Source organism: Campylobacter sp. RM10537 (assembly GCF_022369435.1).
GTDB classification, from domain to species: domain Bacteria; phylum Campylobacterota; class Campylobacteria; order Campylobacterales; family Campylobacteraceae; genus Campylobacter_D; species Campylobacter_D molothri.
Genome location: NZ_CP059597.1, coordinates 228,760 through 245,859, shown reverse-complemented (window position 1 = coordinate 245,859; position 17,100 = coordinate 228,760). Strand labels below are relative to the sequence as shown.

Annotated in this window: 21 protein-coding genes and 5 tRNA genes; 5 read left to right on the top strand and 21 right to left on the bottom strand. The window is 29.4% G+C overall.

Translation table 11 applies throughout. The features are described from left to right. Nucleotides 1–67: 67 nt before the first annotated feature. From rplL to CMOL_RS01220, 17 genes are all read right to left on the bottom strand, one after another. Nucleotides 68–445, bottom strand: coding sequence for a 50S ribosomal protein L7/L12 (gene rplL / locus CMOL_RS01300; protein WP_239820433.1), 378 nt, complete (start codon nucleotides 443–445; stop codon nucleotides 68–70). A 12-nt stretch (nucleotides 446–457) separates the two neighbouring features. Further along, nucleotides 458–937 carry a 50S ribosomal protein L10 gene (gene rplJ / locus CMOL_RS01295; protein WP_239820432.1) on the bottom strand — a complete coding sequence of 160 codons (480 nt, stop codon included), beginning with the start codon at nucleotides 935–937 and terminating at the stop codon, nucleotides 458–460. A 152-nt stretch (nucleotides 938–1,089) separates the two neighbouring features. After that, nucleotides 1,090–1,791 (bottom strand): 50S ribosomal protein L1, encoded by a 702-nt coding sequence (gene rplA / locus CMOL_RS01290; RefSeq protein ID WP_239820431.1) that lies wholly within the window; start codon nucleotides 1,789–1,791, stop codon nucleotides 1,090–1,092. Nucleotides 1,792–1,849: 58 nt separating this feature from the next. Next, nucleotides 1,850–2,275: a 50S ribosomal protein L11 gene (gene rplK / locus CMOL_RS01285; RefSeq protein ID WP_066777288.1), complete on the bottom strand. Its 426-nt coding sequence runs from the start codon at nucleotides 2,273–2,275 to the stop codon at nucleotides 1,850–1,852. Between the two features lie 21 nt (nucleotides 2,276–2,296). Next, nucleotides 2,297–2,830 (bottom strand): transcription termination/antitermination protein NusG, encoded by a 534-nt coding sequence (gene nusG, locus CMOL_RS01280; protein ID WP_200280052.1) that lies wholly within the window; start codon nucleotides 2,828–2,830, stop codon nucleotides 2,297–2,299. 12 nt (nucleotides 2,831–2,842) lie between these two features. Next, nucleotides 2,843–3,022: a preprotein translocase subunit SecE gene (secE, locus tag CMOL_RS01275; RefSeq protein ID WP_200280049.1), complete on the bottom strand. Its 180-nt coding sequence runs from the start codon at nucleotides 3,020–3,022 to the stop codon at nucleotides 2,843–2,845. A 17-nt stretch (nucleotides 3,023–3,039) separates the two neighbouring features. Beyond that, nucleotides 3,040–3,115, bottom strand: a tRNA-Trp gene (locus CMOL_RS01270). Between the two features lie 6 nt (nucleotides 3,116–3,121). Continuing rightward, nucleotides 3,122–3,280 (bottom strand): 50S ribosomal protein L33, encoded by a 159-nt coding sequence (rpmG, locus tag CMOL_RS01265; protein WP_137620925.1) that lies wholly within the window; start codon nucleotides 3,278–3,280, stop codon nucleotides 3,122–3,124. A gap of 55 nt (nucleotides 3,281–3,335) precedes the next feature. Continuing rightward, nucleotides 3,336–4,535: an elongation factor Tu gene (gene tuf, locus CMOL_RS01260; protein ID WP_137622495.1), complete on the bottom strand. Its 1,200-nt coding sequence runs from the start codon at nucleotides 4,533–4,535 to the stop codon at nucleotides 3,336–3,338. Nucleotides 4,536–4,606: 71 nt separating this feature from the next. Continuing rightward, nucleotides 4,607–4,681 (bottom strand) — tRNA-Thr (locus tag CMOL_RS01255). A gap of 88 nt (nucleotides 4,682–4,769) precedes the next feature. After that, nucleotides 4,770–4,846, bottom strand: a tRNA-Gly gene (locus CMOL_RS01250). A gap of 6 nt (nucleotides 4,847–4,852) precedes the next feature. After that, nucleotides 4,853–4,938 (bottom strand) — tRNA-Tyr (locus tag CMOL_RS01245). A 48-nt stretch (nucleotides 4,939–4,986) separates the two neighbouring features. Then, a tRNA-Thr gene (locus CMOL_RS01240) sits at nucleotides 4,987–5,062 on the bottom strand. Nucleotides 5,063–5,193: 131 nt separating this feature from the next. After that, nucleotides 5,194–5,931, bottom strand: a complete 738-nt coding sequence (locus CMOL_RS01235) for an amino acid ABC transporter ATP-binding protein (RefSeq protein WP_239820430.1) — start codon at nucleotides 5,929–5,931, stop codon at nucleotides 5,194–5,196. Nucleotide 5,932: 1 nt separating this feature from the next. Then, nucleotides 5,933–6,589 (bottom strand): amino acid ABC transporter permease, encoded by a 657-nt coding sequence (locus CMOL_RS01230; RefSeq protein ID WP_239820429.1) that lies wholly within the window; start codon nucleotides 6,587–6,589, stop codon nucleotides 5,933–5,935. Beyond that, nucleotides 6,582–7,283, bottom strand: coding sequence for an amino acid ABC transporter permease (locus tag CMOL_RS01225; RefSeq protein ID WP_200280026.1), 702 nt, complete (start codon nucleotides 7,281–7,283; stop codon nucleotides 6,582–6,584). The genes CMOL_RS01230 and CMOL_RS01225 overlap by 8 nt, the downstream gene beginning before the upstream one ends. Nucleotides 7,284–7,296: 13 nt before the next feature. Next, nucleotides 7,297–7,905 carry a Crp/Fnr family transcriptional regulator gene (locus CMOL_RS01220; protein ID WP_239820428.1) on the bottom strand — a complete coding sequence of 203 codons (609 nt, stop codon included), beginning with the start codon at nucleotides 7,903–7,905 and terminating at the stop codon, nucleotides 7,297–7,299. A 78-nt stretch (nucleotides 7,906–7,983) separates the two neighbouring features. On the opposite strand from CMOL_RS01220, the gene CMOL_RS01215 reads away from it, so the two are divergent. Continuing rightward, nucleotides 7,984–8,370: a group III truncated hemoglobin gene (locus tag CMOL_RS01215; protein WP_239820427.1), complete on the top strand. Its 387-nt coding sequence runs from the start codon at nucleotides 7,984–7,986 to the stop codon at nucleotides 8,368–8,370. Here the strand turns inward: CMOL_RS01215 and recG are convergent. From recG to CMOL_RS01200, 3 genes are read right to left on the bottom strand one after another with little or no spacing between them, the layout of a single operon-like run. Then, complete coding sequence (recG, locus tag CMOL_RS01210) at nucleotides 8,367–10,193, bottom strand: ATP-dependent DNA helicase RecG (RefSeq protein WP_239820426.1); 1,827 nt, start codon at nucleotides 10,191–10,193, stop codon at nucleotides 8,367–8,369. The genes CMOL_RS01215 and recG overlap by 4 nt on opposite strands. Further along, nucleotides 10,183–11,403, bottom strand: coding sequence for a M16 family metallopeptidase (locus tag CMOL_RS01205; RefSeq protein WP_239820425.1), 1,221 nt, complete (start codon nucleotides 11,401–11,403; stop codon nucleotides 10,183–10,185). The genes recG and CMOL_RS01205 overlap by 11 nt, the downstream gene beginning before the upstream one ends. Further along, a complete protein-coding gene (locus CMOL_RS01200) occupies nucleotides 11,403–12,449 on the bottom strand; it encodes a dehypoxanthine futalosine cyclase (protein ID WP_239820424.1) in 1,047 nt (348 codons plus the stop codon). The genes CMOL_RS01205 and CMOL_RS01200 overlap by 1 nt, the downstream gene beginning before the upstream one ends. A 76-nt stretch (nucleotides 12,450–12,525) precedes the next feature. Here CMOL_RS01200 and CMOL_RS01195 point away from each other — a divergent pair, with 76 nt between their 5' ends. Beyond that, entirely contained in the window at nucleotides 12,526–13,713 is a 1,188-nt protein-coding gene (locus tag CMOL_RS01195) for an MFS transporter (RefSeq protein WP_239820423.1), read from the top strand. Between the two features lie 28 nt (nucleotides 13,714–13,741). Here the strand turns inward: CMOL_RS01195 and nusA are convergent, their stop codons facing one another. Beyond that, nucleotides 13,742–14,818, bottom strand: a complete 1,077-nt coding sequence (nusA, locus tag CMOL_RS01190) for a transcription termination factor NusA (RefSeq protein WP_200280004.1) — start codon at nucleotides 14,816–14,818, stop codon at nucleotides 13,742–13,744. Nucleotides 14,819–14,945: 127 nt separating this feature from the next. Here nusA and CMOL_RS01185 point away from each other — a divergent pair, with 127 nt between their 5' ends. From CMOL_RS01185 to CMOL_RS01175, 3 genes are read left to right on the top strand one after another with little or no spacing between them, the layout of a single operon-like run. Further along, nucleotides 14,946–15,188, top strand: coding sequence for an HP0268 family nuclease (locus CMOL_RS01185; protein ID WP_200280001.1), 243 nt, complete (start codon nucleotides 14,946–14,948; stop codon nucleotides 15,186–15,188). Further along, nucleotides 15,185–16,486, top strand: coding sequence for a tRNA (N6-isopentenyl adenosine(37)-C2)-methylthiotransferase MiaB (gene miaB / locus CMOL_RS01180; RefSeq protein WP_239820422.1), 1,302 nt, complete (start codon nucleotides 15,185–15,187; stop codon nucleotides 16,484–16,486). The genes CMOL_RS01185 and miaB overlap by 4 nt, the downstream gene beginning before the upstream one ends. Next, nucleotides 16,470–17,099 (top strand): lysophospholipid acyltransferase family protein, encoded by a 630-nt coding sequence (locus CMOL_RS01175; protein WP_200279995.1) that lies wholly within the window; start codon nucleotides 16,470–16,472, stop codon nucleotides 17,097–17,099. The genes miaB and CMOL_RS01175 overlap by 17 nt, the downstream gene beginning before the upstream one ends. Nucleotide 17,100 lies beyond the last annotated feature (1 nt).

The window sequence follows — 17,100 nt, the reverse complement described above, 5'->3', positions numbered from 1 at the left end:
GGTAAAAACAAAAAAAGAAGACTTGTTAAAAACAAATCTTCTTAAACTAAATCCAATTAAAAAATAATTATTTAAGCTCTACTTTAGCACCAGCTTCTTCAAGTTGTTTTTTGGCTTCTTCTGCTTCAGCTTTAGCTACACCTTCTTTCAAAGTTGAAGGAGTTTGCTCTACAGCATCCTTAGCTTCTTTAAGCCCAAGACCTGTTAAAGCTCTAACAATTTTAATTACTTCAATCTTTTTAGCACCACCATCAGTTAAAACGATATCAAATTCTGTTTTTTCCTCAGCGGCTGAAGTACTACCACCTGCTACCGCTCCTCCAGCTACCATTACCGGAGCAGCTGATACACCAAATTTTTCTTCAAATTCTTTCACAAGCTCAGAAAGCTCAAGAACACTTAAATTTGAAATATATTCTAATACATCTTCTTTTGAAATTGCCATTTTAAATCCTTTTTATTCAGTTTCTTTTTTATTTTTTAGCGCATTTAAACCAATAGTAAAGTTGGCAATTGGCGCTTTCCAAACTTGCAAAAGCATAGCAAGCAACTCATTACGCGAAGGCATTTTAGCTAAAGCTTTAACTTTAGCAACATCTGCAACTTCGCCATCAACAAAAGCAGTTTTAATTTGAAATTTATCATTATTTTCTTCAAATTTAGCAGCTACTTTTGAAACACTAAGTTGATCTTCTCCCCAAAGATAAATATTTGTATCTTTAAGAACTAGACCTGTTTTTCCGGAATTATTAAGAGCAATGTTAGCCAAAGTATTTTTAATAATTTGAACTTTTACATTATTTTCTCTTGCATTATTTCTAAGTTCTTCCAATTTCTTAGTAGATAAACCCTTATAATCACAAACTATAATGGCTTCACTAACTTTGAAATTTTCTTCAAGCTTAGCAATAACTTCAACTTTTTCACTTCTAGTCACATTTTCTCCTTTCCGATTGAGATTTCAAGTAGAGAGGAAATTTTTCCAATTAAGCTTACGCCTCGACTATCTTCAATCTAAAATAAACATTTCAAAAAATATTAAATTTTCTCAAATGTTTATTTCTTAAGAATAAAGAGTTTTTTAACTCTTTATTTCATATCAAGTAATTCTTGAATTTCAAGTTTTACCGATGGACTCATAGTTAAAGATAAAGTGGCATTTTTAATATATCTACCTTTTGCTGCAGCTGGTTTATGCTTATTAATAGCTTTTATAAAAGTTGAGATATTATCCCATAATTGCTCTTTAGAAAAACTTACTTTTCCAAGTCCTGCGTGGATATTTCCCTGCTTATCAACTCTAAAATTTACTTGTCCACTTTTAGCATTATTTACAGCTTGTGCAACATCCATAGTTACTGTTCCAGTTTTTGGATTTGGCATCAAACCTTTAGGGCCTAAAATTCTACCTACTTTACCCACTAAGCCCATTAAATTTGGAGTTGCAATTAATACGTCAAAATTCATATTTCCTTTTTGAATTTCTTCAACCAAATCATCACTTCCAACAATATCTGCTCCAGCATTTTTAGCTTCATCTGCCTTGGCATCTTTTGCAATGACAGCTACACGAACTTTTTTACCTGTACCAGCAGGAAGTACAACAGATCCTCTTATCATTTGATCAGCATGTCTTGGATCAACATTTAATTTTAAAGCGATTTCAACAGTTTCATCAAATTTTGCTGATTTTAATTCCTTAACTGTTTCTATTGCTTCCTTAAGACTGTAAATTTTATTTGAATCAATTTTTTCTAATAAATTTTTTAATCTTTTTACCATTTTAGCCATTTTTATACTCTCCGCATTTTAAAGTGCTACCGCTTCTTACTTTAAGCGGTCAAAAGAATTAATCAACGATTTCAACACCCATAGAACGAGCTGAACCGGCAATAATTTTTGCTGCTTGCTCTCTATCTTTAGTATTCAAATCTGCAATTTTTTTATCAACAATTTCCAAAACTTGAGCACGAGTTAATTTTCCAACTTTATTTTTTAAAGGATTATCTGTGCCCTTAGAAATACCAGCTGCTTTTTTGATTAAATCTGTAGCTGGTGGTTGCTTTGTAATAAAAGTAAAACTTTTATCTGCATAAACTGTGATAACAACAGGAATGTTAAAACCTGCCATATCCTTTGTTCTTTCATTAAAAGCTTTACAAAATTCCATAATATTAACGCCTTGCTGACCTAAAGCGGGACCGACTGGTGGCGACGGATTTGCTTTAGTGGCAGCAATTTGTAATTTAATTTCGCCTACAACTTTTTTAGCCATAACAATTCTCCTTAAATAAATTTAAATTATTTTTTCAACTTGAGAATACAAGATCTCTACTGGAGTTGAACGTCCAAAAATAGAAACATTTAATTTCAGCAAACCTCTAACCATATCATATTCTTCTACAATAGCAGTAAAATTCGCAAACGGGCCTTCGGTAATTCTTACATTTTCTCCTTCTTCAAAAGAAATTTTTGGTTTAGGAGCTGCACGATTATGAACTTTTTCTAAAATTAAATTAATATCTTTTTCTGTCAAAGGGGTTGGTTTCTTAGACTCCCCAATAAAACGTCCAACTTTAGGAAGAGACTGAATTTTATGCCAAAGTTCCGTATTAAGATCAAGATGTGCAAATACATATCCTGAATACAAACTTCTTTCACTAATCTTTTCTTTTCCATTTTTAAATTCGATAACATCCTCTGTTGGAACAACTATTTCTTTTAATCTATCTTCAATGCCATTATCTTTAACCAAATTTTCAATAGCTCTTTTTACAGCCATTTCACTACCAGCATAAGTTTGAATTGCATACCATTTATAAGTATTCATCACTATCTCCTATTATATAACCAAAGAAACAATAGATGACATAATCCAATCTACTAATGCCAAAAATACTGAAATAACCGCAACTACTATAAAAACAGTAATATAAGCATTTCGAACTTGTTCTTTTAAAGGAAAAATTACTTTCCTTAGTTCAGCCTTTGATAATTTAAAATAAGTTATTAATTTTTCCATTTATATAAACCTTAATATGGCAGGGCAAGAGGGATTCGAACCCCCAACCTGCGGATTTGGAATCCGACGCTCTACCTTTAGAGCTATTGCCCTAAGAGCTTAACTTTTTAATTTTACTTCTTTGTGAAGTGTATGTTTTTTCAATCTTGGACAATATTTTTTTAATTCTAACTTTTCAGTTGTATTTTTACTATTTTTATAAGTGCTGTAATTAATATCACCACATTCTTCACATTTTAAACCAATTTTAATTCTCATTTTTTTCCCTTAAAAAACAAAAGTCAAGTATCAAAACTTGACTTTTTAGAATATTTTATTTAATTATTTTAGAAACAACACCAGAACCAACTGTTTTACCGCCTTCACGGATAGCAAAGCGTGTTCCTTCTTCAAGAGCTACTGGAGCTATTAGGCTTACTGTAATTCTTACGTTTTCACCTGGCATAACCATTTCAACGCCATCTGCTAATTTAATAGAACCTGTAACATCCGTTGTTCTTACATAAAATTGAGGTCTATAATTATTAAAGAATGGAGTATGTCTACCACCTTCGTCTTTATTTAAAATATAAACTTCAGCTTCAAAATCAGTATGAGGAGTAATTGATTTTGGTTTTGCAAGAACCATTCCACGAATAACTTCTTCTTTTTTAGTACCACGAAGAAGAACACCTACGTTATCTCCAGCTTCACCTTGATCCATTTCTTTTCTAAACATTTCAACACCAGTAACAGTCGTAGTTTGTGTATCTTTAATACCAACAATTTCAATAGTATCACCTACTTTAACTACACCTTTTTCAATTCTTCCAGTAACAACTGTACCACGGCCAGAAATTGAGAAAACATCTTCAATTGGCATCAAGAAATCTTTTTCAGTATCACGAGTTGGAGTTGGAATATAGCTATCAACTGCTGCCATTAGATCTAGCACTTTTTTAGACCACTCACCATCTTGACCAGCTTTAGCTTCTTCAAGGGCTTTTAATGCAGAACCAGAAATAATTGGAGTATCATCTCCTGGGAAATCATAAGAGCTTAATAATTCTCTAATTTCCATTTCGACTAATTCTAAAAGTTCAGCATCATCAACCATATCTGCTTTATTCATAAAAACAACTATGTATGGAACACCTACTTGACGAGAAAGTAGAATATGCTCTCTAGTTTGAGGCATTGGGCCATCTGCTGCAGAAACAACAAGAATTGCACCATCCATTTGCGCAGCACCTGTAATCATATTTTTAACATAGTCAGCGTGTCCTGGGCAATCAACGTGTGCATAATGTCGATTTTCTGTTTCATATTCAATATGAGAAGTAGCAATAGTAATACCACGTTCTTTTTCTTCAGGAGCATTATCAATATTATCATAATCTTTAAGCTCTGCCAAACCTCTTCTTGAAAGAACAGCAGAAATAGCGGCTGTCAAAGTAGTTTTACCATGGTCAACGTGACCAATAGTACCTATATTTACGTGTGGCTTATTACGTGAAAATTTTTCTTTAGCCATTTTTTTCCTCCAATATAAAAATAAATGTAAGCAAAACCGAGTCTATATTTATAATCTTTTCAATAAAATAATGGAGCTCATAGCGGGAATTGAACCCGCGACCTCTCCCTTACCAAGGGAGTGCTCTACCTCTGAGCCATACGAGCGCTCAGAAAACCAATATAATACAGACAACTGAAAAAAATATGGGAATATACTGTAGTTATAGTTAAAATACAGCTCCCAGTTAAACATTGGAGCGGGAAACGGGACTCGAACCCGCGACCCTCAGCTTGGAAGGCTGATGCTCTAGCCAACTGAGCTACTCCCGCAAAGCATGGTGGTGAGTCGTGGATTCGAACCACGGAAGGCGAAAGCCAGCAGATTTACAGTCTGCCCTCGTTGGCCACTTGAGTAACTCACCATTATCACCATATAAAATATCTGGTCAAACACTGTCACAAAAATAAAATGGAGCTGGTTAAGGGACTTGAACCCCCGACCTGCTGCTTACAAGGCAGCTGCTCTACCAACTGAGCTAAACCAGCAAGTTTCGGTTTTAAAAATTCTCAAAATCAAATTTTTAAAAAAACGAAATTATATATTAAAAAAAATATTTTGTCAAGAAAATATTTATAATTTAACCAAATATTTATTAGTAGAAAATTTTATCATAAAATTATTTATGATAATCAAACAAATTTAAAAATTTTTTTGCCCTTTCACTTTTAGGGTTTTCAAAAAAATTATGTGGATTATTTTCCTCAATTATTTCACCATTATCCATAAAAACTATCTTATCGGCAACAGCTTTAGCAAAACCCATCTCATGTGTAACAATCAACATTGTCATACCATCTTTAGCTAAATTTAACATAACCTCTAATACTTCGCGAACAATTTCAGGATCAAGCGCTGCTGTCACTTCGTCAAAAAGCATAAGTTCTGGATTCATGCAAAGACTTCTTACAATAGCAATTCTTTGTTTTTGCCCTCCACTTAATTCTCTGGGAAAAGCATCTATCTTATGAATTAGTCCTACTTTTTCAAGCCATATCTTAGCTTCTTTTAAAACTTCTTCTTTAGATCTTTTTTGCACCTTTAAAGGTCCTAAAAGTATATTATCTTTAACGCTTAAATGTTCAAATAGTTCATAGGATTGAAATACCATACCTACTTTTTGACGTACCCTTGTCCAATCTTTAAAATTTTTGTCAATAACATCATGACCAATTTGTATTACTCCATCTGCAATCTCTTCTAAACCATTGATACATCTTAAAAAAGTTGATTTTCCGCACCCACTCGGACCTAAAATCACAACAACTTCTTTTTGTTTTACCTCTAAATTAATATTTTTTAAAACATGATGGGTTCCATAATATTTTTGCAAATTTTTTACTTTTAAAATACTCATTTTAACTCCATTTTTTTTCTAATTTTCTAGAATATAAAGTGATAGGGTAACAAATTATAAAAAAAATAAAAAAAATAAAACCATAAATAATAAAAGGAGCCAAATCATTTTTATTGTTAAATTCAATAATTTGCTGTCCTACCTTTACAAGTTCTACACTACCGATTAAATAAGCAAAAGTTGTGCTTTTAATCATACGTGTAAGCAAATTCATACTCACAGGAGTAAGGCGACGAAAAGCTTGTGGAATAATGATATAAAAATACGCTTGAAATTTATTTAAACCTAAACTTTTAGCACTTTCATATTGGTGCTTGGGAATACTTTGCAATGAAGATCTAACCAAATCCATCATTTCAAAACTTCCCCAAATACTAAATACAATAATAGCTGAAACCGTACTACTTAAATTAACTCCTAGCCATCTTGAAAAACCAAAATATACAATAAAAAGCCAAACTAAAAGGGGCATAATTCTCACAAATTCTAAAATAAAGCGGCACAAAATATAGATATAACGATTTTTAAAACTCATCAAAATGCCTAGAATAAGCCCAAAAAAAGAGGTAATTATAATGCTAATAATAGAAATTTCAAGTGTAATAAATAAGCCTTGCCAAAGACGACTTAAAGTATCTAAATTTAATAAACTAAGCATTTGAAAGCCTTTTTTCTACAAAAAATAATATCAAAGAGATTGGCAGGATAATGCATAAATACCCCATAAACAAAAGAAACAAAAGCTCATCTGTTTTATAGGTTAAAGAATTTAGGTCTTTCATAGCTGTAACCAAATCAGGCAAGGCTATAATGCTTACCACTGAGGTTTCTTTGATAAGAAAAATAATATTTGCACTAATACTCGATATGGAAATAGCAAGTATTTGAGGCAAAATAACATAACGGAAATTTCCTAATTTTGTAAAACCTAAAGAAAGTCCTGCTTCAAATTGCTGCTTTCTAATAGCTTCAAATCCGGATCTAAAACTCTCAGCCATATAAGATCCTCCTAAAAAACTAAGACCAAAAATTGCACAAGCAAAAGCTGGACGCAAAGTTTCATCAACACTTAAACAAATTAAATTTAAAGGAGGAATTTGTTCTAAATGAATATCAAATTTAGGTAAAGCATAGTAAAGAAAAAAAAGTTGTATCAATAAAGGTGTATTGCGAGATAATTCTATATAAATTTTACAAATTTGTTCTATAAATTTGATCCTAAAATAACTCATTAAGATGCAAAATAATCCTATGATTATAGAAAACACAATACCAAAAAAACTTAATTTTAAGGTAAGCCAAGCAGCTGCTATAAATACATTTAAATGATTAATTATAAAATTTAAATCCATATCCTTATTATCCTTAATTTTGCCAAACTTCATCTAAGAGTATTTTTTTATTTATAATTTCAATTTTACCTTTTTTTATGTCAATTAATTTAGCCAACTTTAACTCTTTTAATACCCTAGATAAAGATTGTACTTTTACATTTAAATCTATTGCAATTTGTTTTTGGAGAATTGTATCTAATTTTTTTTCATTTTCCAAAATATATTTTAGTAATTTTGTTTTCAAATCTAAAGAATTTTGCAATATTTTTTTCTCTAAAATTTTTATTTTATTTAATAGAGAGCTAATTAATATTAAGTTAAATTCATTGTTTTTATTGCATAAATTTTCAAACTCAATAAAATTAATTTCTAATACTTTACCCTCTTCTTCACAAATAGCACTTGCTGGGTAATTGATTTTTTTAAAAGCTGGCATTTCTGCAATAAAATCAAAGGGTTTAAAATAATGCAAAGTAATTTCTTTATTCATCTTGGCATGCTTATAAACTCGTATTTTTCCTTGTAATAAAATAAAAAAATGTTTTGCCTCCTCTCCCTCGTAAAATAAAATATTATTTTTTGTTATTTTTCTTATTCTTCCTATTTTATATAAATATTTTAAAAAATTTTCATCCTTCATTTTTAACCTATGTTAAATAAAATTTTGCTATTTTTTGTTATATTAACCTTATAAGATTAATATCGGAGAAGATTATTTATGAAATCAAACACCATCACTCAAGAAAATATAAAAATGCTTATGGAAATATTTTATGAAAAAATAAGAAGGGATGAAAAATTAGGGTCTATTTTTAATAATGCCATAGGAACAAGCAATCAACAATGGGAAGAGCATAAAATAAAAATAGGAAATTTTTGGTCAGGCATTCTTTTAGGTCAAGGCAGTTATAATGGACAACCTTTAAAAAAACATCTTGATTTACCTCATTTTCCTGAAGAATTTTTCGAAATTTGGTTAAAACTTTTTGAGGAAAGTTTAAGCAAAATCTATAATGAAGAAATAAAAAGTATAATTTTACAACGTGCGCAAATGATAGCTTCTCATTTTAAAAACATACTTTATCGAAATAAGGAATCTTGTTAATCAATGATATTCTTATTTTTTAAATCCTCTTTTGCCTGTTTTAAAATCTCTTCATCTTTTGAAAAATCAAAAAAAATAAACTCATTTCCATGCTGAAACAAACCATCTAGCAAATCTCCGCTTAAGCGATTTTTAAGATCAAGTTCTGCGATTTTAAAACCATCTAAAGTATTTGCAAATTCTTTCAAGCGCATAGGAATTTCTTTAAGTTTTGTATAAAGATAACACGTACTTTTAATTCCAATTCTTCCAACTCTTCCTCGAAGCTGATGCAAAGTAGCTAGTCCTAAGCGTTCCGCTCCAACTATTATAATAGTACTTAATCTTGGCAAAGAAATTCCAACCTCTACAACAGTAGTACTTAGTAAAATATTTCCTTCATCTCGAAAACGCTTTAAAATTTCATCCTTTTGTTTATCTTTTCCATGAGTTATAAAAACTTTTTCATAATGGCTTTGCCAATATTCACTAGCTTGCTCCAAGGAAAGATAAGGAATTTTATCACTTGGATTAACCAAAGGATAAATGATGATAATTTGATGATTTTGCGCAATCTCTTCTTTTATCTTTTCATTTAATCGTGAAAAATCTTCATTTTGTATGCAAAAAGTAGAAATATCTTTTTTAAAAGGCATTTGCTTAACAAAACTAAATTGTAAAAATTCTGATTGTATCATGCTTAAAGTTCTTGGAATAGGTGTTGCTGAAAATTGTATAAAGTGTGGTGCAAAATCTTTTTTATTTAAAGTATAAATTTTTTGCCTTTGGGCTGAACCGAAACGATGTTGCTCATCAATCATCACTAAAACAGCTTCATGATTTTCCAAATGTATTAAAGCGTGAGTGCCTATAATCAAATTAGCTCTTTGTAATTTTTGAGCTAAATCTTTTTCCTTTTTACCCCCTTTAATAAATAAAATATTAACAAAATCGGGCAAAAGTTTCTTTGCCTCTTCATAAAGCTGATTTGCAAGTATACTAGTTGGCGCCATCAAAATTGCTTGTTTTGGATAAACCATTAGAGCAGCCCCTAATAAAATCAAGGTTTTTCCGCATCCAACATCACCCATGATAACCCGTCTTTTAGCTTCGCTTGAATTTAAGTCTTGCTCTATATCCTTTAAAGCTTTAAGTTGATCTTGAGTAGGTAAAAAAGGGAGCTGATTGAGCCAATTATTGATATTGAAAATATCAATTTTATAAGATTTATAATGGGTTTTTTTTGCCTTTAATCGTCTTAGAAAATTAAAAATTTCAATATATTTTAAATCATTTAAAAAAAGATTTAAATTTTGAAACATAGCAAAACTTCTTTCATCATAAGCGTGTAAATTTAAAATAAAATTTATATATTTATCATCTATTCCACTTTCTTTTAAATTTTCAAAAGTAAGATATTTTTTCATAAATTCTTGAATTTTTGAATCTCTAATACCTTGAATTTGATATTTTGGAACAAAATTTTCAAAAGAATTTAAAATTTTAGGATTATTAAATTGCCAAAAATGATTAAAAAAGGTCAGTTTAGCATTAAAAATAATTTCTTTACCTATTTTTAAAACTTTATGATGCCAAGGTCTTGGATGAAAAAAAACAAAAGAAATGTTTTTATTCCATTCTTTGCAAAATCCTGTGCCAAAAAGTTGATTTTTATTATAATTTATACTTTTTAAAACAATTTTTTGAGTACAAATTTCATTTTCTCTAGGAAATTTACTTGGATTTAAATTTTCAATCTTTTTGGGCAAAATAAGTGCTAAATCAATAGCACTTTTTATTCTTAACTTTTTAAAAAGTTCAAAATCATTTTCTTTAATTTTCATTTTGAATACTAGCAAAACTGATATTTAATATCTCTTTATGCTTCTTAATATAAGCATTAATTTCATCAAGTTTTACTTCTTGTATCAAATTTAATTCTTTTTTATAATACCCTTGCTCTAATCCTTGATAATACTCATTAAAGGCTATAGCTAAGCGTTTAGAAAGACTTTCATAACGCAAAGGAGAGGAACCTATAAGAAAATTTTTAGCTTGAATAAGTTCATTTTCATTAATGCCATATTGCAAAAAATTATCAAAGAGCTTTTTAATAATTTTTTTTGCCTCGGTAGCGCTTTCATTCTTAGTTTGCAAATATCCAAAAATTCTCGAAAAAGATAATCTTATATCTAGCATAGCATAAGCTGAATAAGCCAATCCTCTTTTTACGCGAATTTCCTCCATAATTCTTGATCCAAATCCACCTTGCCCCAAAACAAATAAAGCGATTTTAGCTAGATGAATATCTTTATCATTAAAACTCAAATGCAACGGAGTAGCAAAATAAATATAAGCTTGTTCACTTTCTTTTCGAACTAAAACTTTATCTTTATTTTTTTTACAAAACTCATATTTCTTATTTTTATTTACTTCTCCTTTATGAAGCTTTTCAAGTAGACTATTTAAAAAATCTTTCGCTTCTTTTTCTTCAATATTTCCACCTATAACACACACTAAATTATTTAAATGAATATTTTTTTTATAGTAATGATGTAATGATTCTAAAGTAATACTTTCTATGCTTTTTTCATCTCCATCGTTAGGACTTTGAAATTCTAAATATTCAAAAACTTCAGAATTGAGTAAATTTTTTGCTAAATAATCAAAGTCACTTTTTTTACTTGCCAATTCACCTAAAGTATTAATTTTTATTTTTTTTAAAATTTTCTCTTCTATCCTAGGTTTTAACAATAATCGCTCAATTTGATGCATGGCAAATTTAAAATGTTCATTTAAACAAGAAAGATTAATTTCTAAACTTTCAAAACCACTACTTGCCTCTAAACTAATGGCTCTAAATTCTAATTCTTTAAAAAATTGATCATCAACTCCCTCGTTTAAAATACGAGAAAACATTTTTGCAAGTCCAGCAATTTCATCATAACTTCGTCCACAATTTTGAAAAACAAGTTTTAAAACAACGATAGGTAAATCTTGATTTTTTTCAAAAATAAAAGGAATTTTTATTCCTTGATTCTCTAAATATTGCATTAAAATTTCTCCAAAATTTCATAAGCTGTATTACGTTTTGCAGGGTTTTCACCTAAACTTCTAATCAATCGTATCATTTCATCTTGATTCATCCTATAGCTTGCACCCGCAGCACTTACTACATTTTCTTCCATCATAGTTGATCCCAAATCATTAGCACCAAATTTTAAGGCAAGTTGTCCTATTAAAGAACCTTGCGTCACCCAAGAACTTTGCAAATTTTTAAAATTATCTAAATAAAGTCTTGAAAGAGCTAGAAGTCTAAGATATTTATTAGAACTTTGCTTCATAATTTCAGGATGTTTTTGAATTAAAAGTGTATTTTCACTTTGAAAACTCCATAAAATAAAAGCTCGAAATCCATCCGTTTTATCTTGAAGCGTTCTTAAGTGATCTAAATGATCTATAATTTCCTCATCATTTTCAACTGTTCCAAACATCATAGTAGCTGTGCTTTTCATGCCAATTTTATGAGCTTGGCGATGCACCTCTAGCCAAGTTTTAGTATCGCATTTATTTGGCGCTATAATATCACGCACCCTATCGCTTAAAACCTCAGCACCTGCACCAGGTATGGAAAACAAACCCTTTTGCTGTAATCTTTGCAAAACCTCTGCTATAGAAATTTTAGATGCTTTAGCAATATAAGCAATTTCAACCGCAGAAAAGCCATGAATTGTTATATTAGGATAATGCTCTTTAATCCAAGAAACAAGTTCCTCATACCATTCAATTTTAAGTTTTGGATGCACTCCACCTTGAAAAAGAATTTGAGTTCCACCTATAGCCTCTAATTCTTCTATTTTTTTACCAATTTCTTCAAAACTTAAAATATAAGCATCATCTTCTTTATGATGACGATAAAATGCACAAAAAGAACAATCAATACAGCAAACATTAGTATAATTTATATTTCTATCAACAACAAAAGTAGTAATTTTTTCAGGATGAAGTTCTATTTTTTTTTGATAAGCCATTTCTCCAATCTCAACCAAACTAGCATTTTTTAATATATCTAAAGCTTCTATTTTATTTAGTCTTTTCAAATTATTTATCCTTGCATACATTATTTTTTGAAAATATTATAGCATTTAAAATATAAATTGTGCTATAATTTCATTTATGAATTACTTTGATTTATTAAAAAACAATAAGACGATTAGAATTCTGGCTTCGGTTCAGTTTATAGTTTATTTTGGTGCTTGGTTTGCACAAACAGGTGTTTTTACGCTGCTAGTGAATCTTAATGCTCCCACTTGGGCAACCTCAACAAGCGCTATGCTTGCCTTTCTACCTGGGGTTTTACTCGCTCCTATTAGCGGAGTTATAATTGAAAGAAATAAACCTAAAAAACTTTTATTAAGCATGATAAGTATTGAATTTATTTCTATTTTTTGCCTCAGCTTCATAACAAATCTTAGCATGCTTTGGCTTTTATTTATTCTAATTTTTATTAGATTATGCGTTGCTTCTATTTACTTTCAAACCGAAATGAGTCTTCTTGCAAAAATTTTAAATACTCAAGAATTAAAACTTGCCAATGAAATGCATAGTATTATTTGGGCAGTTTCTTATACAGCAGGAATGGCTACTTCTGGTATTTTTATTGATATTTTTGGAATTAAAACAGCTTTTTTATTTGATTGTTTTCTTATCATAATTGGCTTTTCATTTTTAACTCACTTAAAGATTCCAAATATTAAACAAAAAATTCAAAGTAATTTTTATTTGATGATTAAAGAAGGATTTAATTATATTTTAAAAAATAAAATAATTATCCATCTGATATTATTTCACTCTTTTATAGGTTTTACAGCTTATGAAACTTTAGTAACCTTGCTTGCTCAACATGAATATAAAGAAGTTTTATCTACTGCTTTGGTAATTGGTTTTTTAAATGCTGTGCGTGCTTGCTCTTTAACATTAGGGCCTATTATTTTAAGTAAATTAGTAAATAATAAAACTTTATTTTTTTTATACTTAGGCCAAGGATGTGGAATTATACTATGGGCTTTAACTCAATTTAATTTTTATATCTCTTTTTTAGGACTAATTGCTGCAGGTTTCTTTACTTCTTCACTTTGGGCTTATACTTATACCATGATACAAAAAAACTGTGATAAATCTTATTATGGAAGAGTGATCGCTTATACTGATATGGTCTATCTTAGTTTTAGCGCCATTATTTCTCAACTTATGGGATTTTTATTTGAATTAAGTTTAAGTTTAAAAGTGATTACTTTTCTTCTTGGAACTTTATTTATTTTTGCAGCTTTTTATTGGAAATGGTTTGAAAAAAAATATCTGTAAATTTAAAAAATTTACAGATTAATTTGCTTTAAATTTTAAATAAATCTTGCAAATTCTTTAAAGCTTCTTCATTGCTTAAAGAATGATTTTTTAATTCACAAAGCTCAATTTCATAACCACTTAACATACTTGCAAGGCGTATATTAATGCCACTTTTTCCTATAGCTTTACTTTTTTGCTCACTATTTAAACTTACAATAGCTTTTTTATCTTCAATCTTGACAGAATTTACTATAGCAGGCGCTAAAGTTCTTGCGATTAAAATCTCAGGTTCGTTGCTAAATTCAATACAATCAATATTTTCATTGTGCAATTCCTTACTTACTGCATTAATTCTAACTCCTTTAACTCCAACTGTAGCTCCAACCGGATCTATATTTATACCATTAGATTTAAGTATAATCTTCGCCCTTTCTCCTGGAATTCTCGCACATCCAACAATATGAACATATCCATCTTTAATTTCTGGAACTTCAGCCTCTAACAAACATTCTAAAAATTTAGGACTTGTTCGACTTAATTCCATCTTAATACCTTTATCAGTATAAACACGCTTTATAACTGCTTTAACAACATCTCCTATCTTAAATTTTTCACCCTTAATACGATTTTTTCTTGGCAAAAAAGCTCTTAATTCATCAATTTCTATAAAAGTATTTTCATCATTATCAATACGAACAACATTACCAAATACTATTTTTCCAATTTTGTTTTTATATTTTTCAAAAATAGTTTGTTCTAATAATTTTTGGATATGATATTCTAATTCTTTATGTAATATATTAACCGCTGTTCTCCCTAAATTTTCTAAAGAACATTCATAAGTAAGCTCATCTCCAATTTCAACATCAGGAGCTTCAGCTTTTGCTTTGCTAAGAGCAATAAAACTCTCTTTACTTTCCTCCAATCTTGGATCATTATCTGCCACAACAGTAATTTTTTGATAAAGATTTAATTTTTTTCTATCTACAAAAAAATCATATTGTTGACCATAGATTCTTTTAGCAGTATTTGTCAAGGCTAAAATAACCTTTTCCTTAACACTTTCTAATTCTAAGTTTTTTTCATTCGCAATGCTTTCTATAATATCTGCGATTTTTTCCATTATTATTAATACCTTAATTTTGGGATTTTAAATTTAAAAAGTAGATTAAAAGTATACCTTTAATAAGTTTAATTAAAAGTAAAATTTGATAAAATTATAAATTTAAAAGATGCTTTAAGGATATAACATGGATTTAAAATTAGCAAGAAATTTAATTGATGAAAAACCAAAAAATATAAGCCTTGGCAAAATTGAAGAGGCTGTAATAAAAGATGGACAAAAGTTTTTCTATTTTGACAAGGAGAATTCTCACAAAGATCTTATTGCCCTAGTAGAGTATTTTGAAAAAAAAGGTTTAAGTGTTTATCATAGAACTATTAAATATGGTTTAGATGATAATGATTTTATGTATGAGGTGCATATTCTTTGAGCGCTAAAAAACTTTTTATTCAAACTTTAGGTTGTGCGATGAATGTCAGAGATTCTGAACATATGATCGCAGAACTTACACAAAAAGAAAATTACTCTCTAACGCAAGATATAAAAGAAGCAGATTTAATACTTATTAACACTTGCTCTGTTCGAGAAAAGCCGGTACATAAGCTTTTTTCTGAGGTAGGAGGATTTGAAAAAATAAAAAAGAAAAATGCTAAAATAGGAGTATGTGGCTGTACCGCTTCTCATTTAGGTAATGAAATTTTTCGTCGTGCTCCTTATGTTGATTTTGTTTTAGGTGCAAGAAATATTTCTAAAATTACTCAAGCTATTAATACTCCAAAGTTTATTAGCGTTGATATTGACTATGATGAAAGTGAATTTGCTTTTGCTGATTTTAGAAATAGTATTTACAAATCTTATATTAATATCTCCATAGGATGTGATAAACATTGCACTTATTGCATAGTTCCTCACACTAGAGGTGATGAAATTTCCATACCTTTTGAAATTATATATAATGAGGCAATTAAAGCTGTCAAAAAAGGAGCGAAAGAAATTTTTTTGCTTGGACAAAATGTAAATAATTACGGTAAAAGATTTCGAAATAATCATAAAAAAATGGATTTTTCAGATCTATTAGAAGAACTTAGCACTATAGAAGGTTTGGAACGAATTCGTTTTACTAGTCCTCATCCATTGCATATGGACGATAAATTTTTAGAAGTTTTTTCAAAAAATCCTAAAATTTGCAAATCTATGCATATGCCTTTACAAAGCGGTTCTACTGAAATTCTAAAAGCAATGAAACGCGGTTATACAAAAGAATGGTATCTCAATAGAGCTTTAAAGCTTAGAGAATTATGTCCAAATGTAAGCATTTCTACAGACATTATCGTTGCATTTCCTGGAGAAAGTGAAAAAGATTTTAAAGATACTATGGATGTTTTAGAAAAAATTCGATTTGAGCAAATGTTTTCTTTTAAATATTCAAAACGTCCTTTAACTAAAGCAGCTACTATGCCAAATCAAATTGATTCTGAAATAGCGTCTCAAAGACTTTCTATTTTACAAAATCGCCACAATGAAATTTTAGATGAAATTGTTGAAAAACAAAATAATAAGGAATTTGAAGTTTTATTTGAAGAATTAAGACCTAATCATTCAATAGCAGGAAGAACAGATAATAACTTTTTGGTTCAAGTTGAGCATAGTGAAGAGCTTTTGGGGCAAATCAAAAAAGTAAAGATCAAAAATGCAAAACGTATGGTTTTATATGGGGAACTCGTTTAAAACCACATTAATAACATATCTGGTATTTATTTTACAATGGTTAATTTTCTTAAGTTGTAAAAAAATATATAAAGGAAATAAAATTGATAAAGCGCCCCATGTCATACTTTTTTGGCATGGACGCTTGGCATTAATGCCATTTGCTTTTAGATATTTTAGGCAAAAAAATAAAAAAGCCTATGTTATGATTTCTCATCATAGAGATGGAGAAATGATTGCTAGAATTATTAAACTATTTCATCTAAATACAATTAGAGGAAGCACCTCAAAAGGCGCTAGTACAGCTTTAAGATCTGCTTTTAAAGTTTTAGATGAAAAAGACGATATTGTTATCACTCCGGATGGACCACGTGGTCCTTATCGTAGTATTGCAGATGGAGCTATATTGCTTGCTCAGAAAAAAAATGTTAAAATAAGACTATTAAATTACGAGGCAAAGCGTTTTTGGAAATTTAAAAGTTGGGATAAGATGATCCTTCCTAAACCTTTTACAACATTGATTTATCGATTAAGCGAGCCTTTAGATATTTCAAATTTGGATAAAGATGAAGCTAAAAAAAAATTATTGGCTTGTTTTAAACATATTGAAGAATTAGACAGTTTTAAGGAATGAA

Bases quoted from the DNA above. Each gene is read 5' to 3' on its own strand.
- CMOL_RS01215 (WP_239820427.1), top strand. From the start codon at position 7,984: ATGAAATCAAACACCATCACTCAAGAAAATATAAAAATGCTTATGGAA.
- rpmG (WP_137620925.1), bottom strand. From the start codon at position 3,280: ATGAGAATTAAAATTGGTTTAAAATGTGAAGAATGTGGTGATATTAAT.
- rplA (WP_239820431.1), bottom strand. From the start codon at position 1,791: ATGGCTAAAATGGTAAAAAGATTAAAAAATTTATTAGAAAAAATTGAT.
- recG (WP_239820426.1), bottom strand. From the start codon at position 10,193: ATGAAAATTAAAGAAAATGATTTTGAACTTTTTAAAAAGTTAAGAATA.
- CMOL_RS01220 (WP_239820428.1), bottom strand. From the start codon at position 7,905: ATGAAGGATGAAAATTTTTTAAAATATTTATATAAAATAGGAAGAATA.
- CMOL_RS01185 (WP_200280001.1), top strand. From the start codon at position 14,946: ATGGATTTAAAATTAGCAAGAAATTTAATTGATGAAAAACCAAAAAAT.
- CMOL_RS01230 (WP_239820429.1), bottom strand. From the start codon at position 6,589: ATGCTTAGTTTATTAAATTTAGATACTTTAAGTCGTCTTTGGCAAGGC.
- rplL (WP_239820433.1), bottom strand. From the start codon at position 445: ATGGCAATTTCAAAAGAAGATGTATTAGAATATATTTCAAATTTAAGT.
- CMOL_RS01205 (WP_239820425.1), bottom strand. From the start codon at position 11,403: ATGCAATATTTAGAGAATCAAGGAATAAAAATTCCTTTTATTTTTGAA.
- CMOL_RS01235 (WP_239820430.1), bottom strand. From the start codon at position 5,931: ATGAGTATTTTAAAAGTAAAAAATTTGCAAAAATATTATGGAACCCAT.
- CMOL_RS01175 (WP_200279995.1), top strand. From the start codon at position 16,470: ATGGGGAACTCGTTTAAAACCACATTAATAACATATCTGGTATTTATT.
- tuf (WP_137622495.1), bottom strand. From the start codon at position 4,535: ATGGCTAAAGAAAAATTTTCACGTAATAAGCCACACGTAAATATAGGT.
- CMOL_RS01195 (WP_239820423.1), top strand. From the start codon at position 12,526: ATGAATTACTTTGATTTATTAAAAAACAATAAGACGATTAGAATTCTG.
- CMOL_RS01225 (WP_200280026.1), bottom strand. From the start codon at position 7,283: ATGGATTTAAATTTTATAATTAATCATTTAAATGTATTTATAGCAGCT.
- secE (WP_200280049.1), bottom strand. From the start codon at position 3,022: ATGGAAAAATTAATAACTTATTTTAAATTATCAAAGGCTGAACTAAGG.
- rplK (WP_066777288.1), bottom strand. From the start codon at position 2,275: ATGGCTAAAAAAGTTGTAGGCGAAATTAAATTACAAATTGCTGCCACT.
- nusA (WP_200280004.1), bottom strand. From the start codon at position 14,818: ATGGAAAAAATCGCAGATATTATAGAAAGCATTGCGAATGAAAAAAAC.
- nusG (WP_200280052.1), bottom strand. From the start codon at position 2,830: ATGAATACTTATAAATGGTATGCAATTCAAACTTATGCTGGTAGTGAA.